The following is a 6,457-nucleotide window of genomic DNA, read 5'->3' as shown; positions in this document are numbered from 1 at the left end:
GTCCACCAGCCCCGCCACCACCCCGCCCAGCCCCGTGGCCGCGGCCGTGCCGAGGGCGGCGGCGCCCATGAGGTCCGTCAGCGCGCGCTGGCGCACCGAGGTGTGCACGGTGTCGCCCACGTACGTCAGGCCGGTGGGGATGATCGCGCCGAAGCACGCGCCGGTCACGATCCTGGCCACCACCAGCGCCCCGAGCACCGGCATCAGCGCGGAGACCACCCCGGCCAGTGCCGCGCCGAGCAGCGCCCCGCGCATCACCCGGACCCGCCCGAACCGGTCGGACAGCACGCCCCACAGCGGCTGCGTCAGCCCGTACGCCAGGTAGTAGCCGCTGGCGACGGCGACGGAGGCCGAGAGCGAGACCCCCAAGTCCGTCGAGATCACCACCAGCATCGGGCTCACCGCGAAGCGGTCGAAGCTGCTGATGGCGGCGGCCAGGGACAGGGTCCTCGGCGGGCGGGTGAGGATCAGGGGAGGCGCGGGGGTGTTCATATGTCCATTACTTGGTCGGCCAGCAAAGATACGGTCAACAATAAACACACCTTAAATGGGGACATGTCGCCCGGCTTGAGTAGGCTCTGACGGTTGCCCTCGTTCTCTTGAGGAGTCCCGTGACCGCCTTCGCCCTTGATGACCCCTTTGACCGCGGCTCCGGCCTGCCCAGGCCGGGCAGCCTGCTGCGGACGGCCGCCGACTCGATCCCGCCCTCGGGGCTCGTGCTGCTGGCCATCGTCTCGGTGCAGCTCGGCGCGGGTTTCGCCAAGGAGCTGTTCGCGGCGCTGCCGCCGAGCGCGGTGGTGTTCCTGCGCATCGCGGCCGGCGCGCTGATCATGGGCTCGCTGGTCCGGCCACGGCTGAAGGGGCTGGCCTGGCGTGACTGGGCGGTGGGGATCGGCTTCGGCGTCACCCTCGCGGTCATGAACCTGGTCTTCTACGAGGCCCTGGCCCGGCTGCCGATGGGGATCGCGGTGGCCATCGAGTTCCTGGGACCGCTGGGGGTGGCCGTGGCGGCCTCCAGGCGGCGCATCGACCTGTTGTGGGTCGGGCTGGCCGGGGCGGGCGTGGTGCTGCTCGCGCCCTGGGGGCAGTCGGCGTCGGTGAACTGGGCCGGCATCGCGTTCGCGATGGTGGCGGGGGCCTGCTGGGCCGGTTACATCCTGCTGTCCGCGGCGGCGGGGCAGCGCTTCCCGGGCACGACCGGGCTGTCGTTCGCGATGATCGTGTCCGCCGTGGTGATCGCTCCCATCGGCATCACGACCGGCGGAGCGGAGCTGTGGCAGCCGGAGCTGCTGCTCATCGGGCTGGGCGTGGGGCTGCTGTCGTCGGTGATCCCGTACTCGCTGGAGCTGCAGGCGCTGCGGCGGATGCCCAAGCAGGTGTTCGGCATCCTCATGAGCCTGGAGCCGGCCGTGGCGGCGCTGATCGGGGTGCTGGTACTGAGCGAGTTCCTGCACGTGCAGCAGTGGGCGGCGATCATCTGCATCGTGGCCGCGAGCCTGGGCTCGACCCGGGTGTCGAAGCGCAGGAAGTAGGCCCCAGGAAGTGGGCCCCAGGAAGTAGACGCCGGAAGTGGACGCGGGCAGTAAGCGCGGGGAGCCCGCCTGGCGGACCGCCGCGCGCCCGTGGGATGGGGTCTCGGGCGCGCGGCGGGGGGCTCGGCTCGGTGGGCGGGGTGTGCCGAGCCCGCGGAAGGTCAGCGGAATGCGGGGGTCCGCTTGACCAGGCTGATGCCGGCCTCCGGAGCCGGGTGGGCCCGGGGGCGGCAGGGTCGATCCGATGAGGATCAGGAAGGCGGACCGTCGCGCGTGGCGCCGTCCGGTCGGCCCGAGTCGAGGGTACCTCCCCCGGCGCGTGCGCGATCCCTAAATGTCAGAATTTAGTGCTCGGCCCAAATGCCGCGTACGTGGCCGATGTGCTTCGCCATGAGCTGTCCGACGGCCTCGGAGTCGCCGCTCTTGAGCGCGTCGAGCAGCTCGAGGTGCTCCCTGGCCGAACCGCTCAGGGTGCCGCGCTCCGACAGCTGGGACAGGCCGTAGAGCCTGGCCCGGTTACGCAGGTCGCGCACCACCTCGACCAGGTGCACGTTGCCGGACAGCGCCAGCAGCTCGACGTGGAAGCGCAGGTCGGCGTCCACGTACGCGAGCAGGTCGCCGCGCTCGCTGGCCGCCACGATCTCCTCGGCGACGGGCCTGAGCCGCTCGAACTCCTCCGCCCGCGAGCTGTCGGCCAGCCGCGCCACGGTGGGCACCTCGATGAGCTGGCGGATCTCGGTGAGCTCGTCGAGGTCGCGGTCGGACAGCTCGGTCACCCTGAAGCCCTTGTTGCGCACCGCCTCGACCAGGCCCTCCTTGGCCAGGTCGAGCATGGCCTCGCGGACGGGCGTCGCGGAGACCCCGAACTGCGCGGCCAGCACCGGTGCGGAATAGACCACGCCGGGGCGCATCTCACCGGTGATCAGCGCGGCGCGCAGCGCGTGCGCGACCTGCTCGCGCAGGCTCTGCCGCTCCCCCACCATCGGCAGGTCGAGCCGGTCATCGGCAGCCATCCGCCCATCCCTTCCTATACCCACGCCTCGTAAGCGGCAGCCGCGACCACGAGGTCCTCCCACGCCATGCCCGTGCTCTTGAACACGCGCGGCCCCGGACCGGTGACCGCTCCTCCGGCGATCAGCTCGGCGAGGTTACCGGCGAGATGACCAGTCGCGATCGTACCTCGGGAGATCGGGATGATCACATCCCCCGCCTCCTCCAGGGCGGCCGCCCTGGCCTCGACGACCACGGTGGCGCGGGCGACGAGGTCGCCGTCGAGCTCGCGGGCGCCGGGCTCGTGCGAGCCGACCGCGACGACGGTGGCGCCGTCGCGGGCGAGCTTACCGGGGAACAGCGGGCGTCTGGCGGTCGTGCAGCAGGCGATGAGATCCGCCGCCGCCACCGCCTCCGCGACCTCTTCTGTGACCTCTTCTGTGACCTCTTCTGGGACCTCTTCTGCGACCTCATCCAGGACGGCAGGCCGCGCGGGCCGCGCGGTCAGGGCGCGGGCGGTGAGGCCGAGCTCGCGGCACCGGCCGGCGAGCGCCTCGGCGCGGTCCGCGTCCCGCCCGACCACGCTCACCTCCTCCACGGGCCGCACCGCGCGCAGGGCCAGCACGTGCCCCCACGCCTGCGGCCCGCTCCCGAACACCACCAGCCGCCTGGCCCCCGGCTCCGCCAGGTGCCGGACGGCGAGCGCGGAGACGGCGGGCGTGCGCAGCGAGGTGAGCGCGATCCCGTCCATCGCCGCGAGCGGCGCCAGGGTGTCGCCGTCGAGCAGCAGGTACGTCCCCTGGATCCGGGGCAGCCCCCGATCGGGGTTGCCCGGGGCGATGGTGACGGCCTTCACCCCGGCGTACCGGCCGGCCGCGGCGGGCATCAGCAGGAGCTGCCCGGCGGGCAGGTCCACGATCGGCCGCTGCGGCGTCCGCTCCGGGTCGAGCCCGGCGCGAAGGGCGTCCTCAAGGATCTGTACGGCCCGCCCGACCGGCACCAGCCGCTCCAGCGTCCCCGCGTCGAGATATGGCAGAGCGGTCATCGCAGCGTGAACCCCAAACCGATCGGATCCTCAGGATCGAGCTCGAAGGCGTGCCTGCCGGTCCGGTAGGCCATGCCCTCGATCTCCGGGACGACCCCTTCCGCCACCTGGCCGGTCACGCGGGCGAGGAAGGAGCTGCCCACGATGCTGCTGTGGAGCAGCGCGCCGCGCAGCCCCGAGTCGTGCAGCAGCGCCAGCCGGGCGGCCGTGCCCGACCCGCAGGGCGAGCGGTCCACCTCGCCGTCGGCGAACACGGTCACGTTGCGCTGGTGCGCCACGCCCGACTCCTCCGGCAGCTCGTCGTAGAAGATCACCCCGTAGACGCCGGACAGCCGGTCGTCGGAAGGGTGGCGGGAAGCGGGGTGCCCGGCCAGGTCGGCCTTGACCCGCCGGGCGTGCTCGATCAGCGCGCCCAGGTGCTGCGGCGCCACCGACAGCCCCAGCGCGCCCGCGGGCATCGACGCGTAGATCGCGCCACCGTACGAGATGTCCACCTTGGTCCCGGCGGCGACCACGTCCCGGGCGATCACGTAGGACGGGACGCTCACGAACGTCACCGCCTGCACCCGCCCGCCCGCGCAGCGCACCCGCGCTCTGACCCGGCCGGACGGCACGTCGACGACCACGTCCGTCTCGCCGTCCGGGTCCGCCTCGACCAGCCCTTCGTGCACCGCGTACGCGCCCAGCGCGATCGTGCCGTGGCCGCACGCGGTGGAGAAGCCGTCCTTGTGCCAGAACAGCGCACCCAGCCGGGCGCCCGGGTCGTCCGGCGGGACGAGGAAGCAGCCGTACATGTCGGCGTGCCCGCGCGGCTCGTGGCACAGCAGCCGCCGCACGTCGTCGAACTCGGCGGACGCGGCGGCGTACGCCCGGCGCGACAGCACGTCGGCGCCGGGAACCTCGGGCACGCCGCCCGTCACGATGCGGAACGGCTCGCCGCCGGTGTGGTAGTCGACGGTGGTGATCACCCGCCCGCTCACAACTCGAATCCGGCGGGGAACGGGTCGCGCGGGTCGAGGAAGTACTGAGCGGTGCCGGTGATCCAGGCGCGGCCGGTGATGGACGGGACGACCGCGACGGCGCCGCCCACGGTGGTCTCCTCCAGGAGCCGGCCGGTGAAGCTGGTGCCGATGAACGACTCGTTGACGAAGTCCCTGCCGAGCGGCAGCTCGCCGCGGGCGTGCAGCTGGGCCATGCGGGCGCTGGTGCCGGTGCCGCAGGGCGAGCGGTCGAACCAGCCGGGGTGGATGGCCATGGCGTGCCGCGAGTGGTGCGCGTCGGAGCCGGGGGCGGCGAAGTAGACGTGGTGGCAGCCCCTGATGCGGTCGTCCTCGCGGTGCACGGGCTCGTCGGAGGCGTTGATCGCCTCCATGGTGGCCAGCCCGGCGGCGATGATCTCGTTCTTGGCCTTGCGGTCGAAGGGCAGGCCGTAGTGGTCGAGGTGCACGATCGCGTAGAAGTTGCCGCCGTAGGCCAGGTCGTACGGGATCTCCCCGAACCCGGGCACCCGCACCTTGGCGTCCAGCCTGTCGCAGTAGGAGGGCACGTTGCGCAGGGTCACCGAGGTGGCGGCCCCGTCCTCGACGGCCACGTCGACCTCGACCAGCCCGGCCGGAACCTCCAGGCGCAGGGTGGTGACCGGTTCGACGACCTCCACCATGCCGGTCTCCACGAGCACGGTGGCCACGCCGATGGTGCCGTGCCCGCACATCGGCAGCAGCCCCGACACCTCGATGAACAGCACGCCCCAGTCCGCGTCCGGCCTGGTGGGCGGCTGCAGGATGGCGCCGCTCATGGCGGCGTGGCCGCGCGGCTCGGTCATCAGCAGGGTGCGGATGTCGTCGAGGTGGTCGCGGAAGTAGACGCGCCGCTCGGCCATGCTCCCCCCGGGGATCACGCCCACCCCGCCGGTGATCACGCGGGTGGGCATGCCCTCGGTGTGGGAGTCGACGGCGTGGAAAACGCGCTTGGTCCTCATCGCAGCCCTTCTGCCAGTGCCTTCTCGGTCGCGGCGCGCACGACGGCGGCCTGCTCTCCGGCCAGCGGCAGCCTGGGCTGCCTGCACGGCCCGCCGTGCCGCCCCGCCAGGTCCATCGACAGCTTGATGGCCTGGACGAACTCGGTCTTGGAGTCCCAGCGCAGCAGCGGGTGCAGCTTGCGGTAGAGGGGCAGCGCGGTGTCCAGGTCGCCGGCGAGCGCGGCTCGGTAGAGGGCGACGCTCGCGGCGGGCAGCGCGTTGGGGTAGCCGGCCACCCAGCCTACCGCTCCGGCCACGCCCAGTTCGAGCAGCACGTCGTCGGAGCCGACCAGCAGGTCGAGCTCGGGGGCCAGCTCGGCCAGCTCGTACGCCCGGCGTACGTCCCCGGTGAACTCCTTGACCGCCACGATGAGCCCCTCCTCGTGCAGCTTGGCCAGCAGCGCGGGCGTCAGGTCCACCTTGGTGTCGAACGGGTTGTTGTAGGCCACGACCGGCACGCCGGCCTTGGCGACCTCGCGGTAGTGCTCGATCACGGCCCGCTCGTCGGCGCGGTAGGAGTTCGGCGGCAGCAGCAGCACCGAGCCGCAGCCCAATGCGCCCGCCTGCTCGGCCCAGCGGCGGGACTCGGCCGCTCCGTACGCTCCCGCGCCCGCCATCACGCGAGCGCCGCCGACGGCCTCGACCGCGGTCTCGATCACCTTGGTCCGCTCCTGCGGGGTGAGCGTCTGGTACTCGCCGAGCGAGCCGTTCGGCACGACGCCGTCGCAGCCGTTCTCGACCAGCCAGCGGCAGTGCGCTGCGTAGCCGTCGAAGTCGACCGACAGGTCGTCGTGCAGGGGCAGCGCGGTGGCGACCATGACGCCGTGCCAGGGCTTGCTGCGGTTGTCCATTGATGTCCTCCGTGTGAGGGGG

Annotated in this window: 7 protein-coding genes; 1 reads left to right on the top strand and 6 read right to left on the bottom strand. The window is 72.7% G+C overall.

Going from position 1 to position 6,457, the window contains the following annotated elements; translation table 11 throughout:
- On the bottom strand, positions 1–492 hold a 492-nt coding region (locus tag ETD85_RS36930; protein WP_138694466.1), incomplete at its 3' end, for an MFS transporter.
- A gap of 119 nt (positions 493–611) precedes the next feature.
- Here ETD85_RS36930 and ETD85_RS36925 point away from each other — a divergent pair.
- Positions 612–1,532, top strand: coding sequence for an EamA family transporter (locus ETD85_RS36925; RefSeq protein ID WP_138694465.1), 921 nt, complete (start codon positions 612–614; stop codon positions 1,530–1,532).
- Positions 1,533–1,876: 344 nt separating this feature from the next.
- Here ETD85_RS36925 and ETD85_RS36920 read toward each other — a convergent pair whose 3' ends face one another.
- The 5 genes from ETD85_RS36920 to ETD85_RS36900 are packed head-to-tail and all read right to left on the bottom strand — an operon-like array spanning position 1,877 to position 6,435.
- Positions 1,877–2,545, bottom strand: coding sequence for a GntR family transcriptional regulator (locus tag ETD85_RS36920; protein WP_138694464.1), 669 nt, complete (start codon positions 2,543–2,545; stop codon positions 1,877–1,879).
- Positions 2,546–2,559: 14 nt separating this feature from the next.
- Positions 2,560–3,567, bottom strand: a complete 1,008-nt coding sequence (locus ETD85_RS36915) for an ornithine cyclodeaminase family protein (RefSeq protein ID WP_138694463.1) — start codon at positions 3,565–3,567, stop codon at positions 2,560–2,562.
- Positions 3,564–4,547 (bottom strand): proline racemase family protein, encoded by a 984-nt coding sequence (locus tag ETD85_RS36910; RefSeq protein WP_240779667.1) that lies wholly within the window; start codon positions 4,545–4,547, stop codon positions 3,564–3,566. Before ETD85_RS36910 ends, ETD85_RS36915 begins: the two co-directional genes overlap by 4 nt.
- Complete coding sequence (locus ETD85_RS36905) at positions 4,544–5,545, bottom strand: proline racemase family protein (protein ID WP_138694462.1); 1,002 nt, start codon at positions 5,543–5,545, stop codon at positions 4,544–4,546. Before ETD85_RS36905 ends, ETD85_RS36910 begins: the two co-directional genes overlap by 4 nt.
- Positions 5,542–6,435, bottom strand: a complete 894-nt coding sequence (locus ETD85_RS36900; protein ID WP_138694461.1) for a dihydrodipicolinate synthase family protein — start codon at positions 6,433–6,435, stop codon at positions 5,542–5,544. The genes ETD85_RS36905 and ETD85_RS36900 overlap by 4 nt, the downstream gene beginning before the upstream one ends.
- Between the last annotated feature and the right edge of the window lie 22 nt (positions 6,436–6,457).

It is taken from the genome of Nonomuraea zeae, from assembly GCF_005889725.1.
Classification (GTDB): domain Bacteria; phylum Actinomycetota; class Actinomycetes; order Streptosporangiales; family Streptosporangiaceae; genus Nonomuraea; species Nonomuraea zeae.
This window is presented reverse-complemented; position numbering and strand designations above follow the sequence as displayed.

Excerpts from the sequence above, each read along its gene's own strand:
- ETD85_RS36920 (WP_138694464.1), bottom strand. The coding sequence starts at position 2,545 with ATGGCTGCCGATGACCGGCTCGACCTGCCGATGGTGGGGGAGCGGCAG.
- ETD85_RS36915 (WP_138694463.1), bottom strand. The coding sequence starts at position 3,567 with ATGACCGCTCTGCCATATCTCGACGCGGGGACGCTGGAGCGGCTGGTG.
- ETD85_RS36905 (WP_138694462.1), bottom strand. The coding sequence starts at position 5,545 with ATGAGGACCAAGCGCGTTTTCCACGCCGTCGACTCCCACACCGAGGGC.
- ETD85_RS36900 (WP_138694461.1), bottom strand. The coding sequence starts at position 6,435 with ATGGACAACCGCAGCAAGCCCTGGCACGGCGTCATGGTCGCCACCGCG.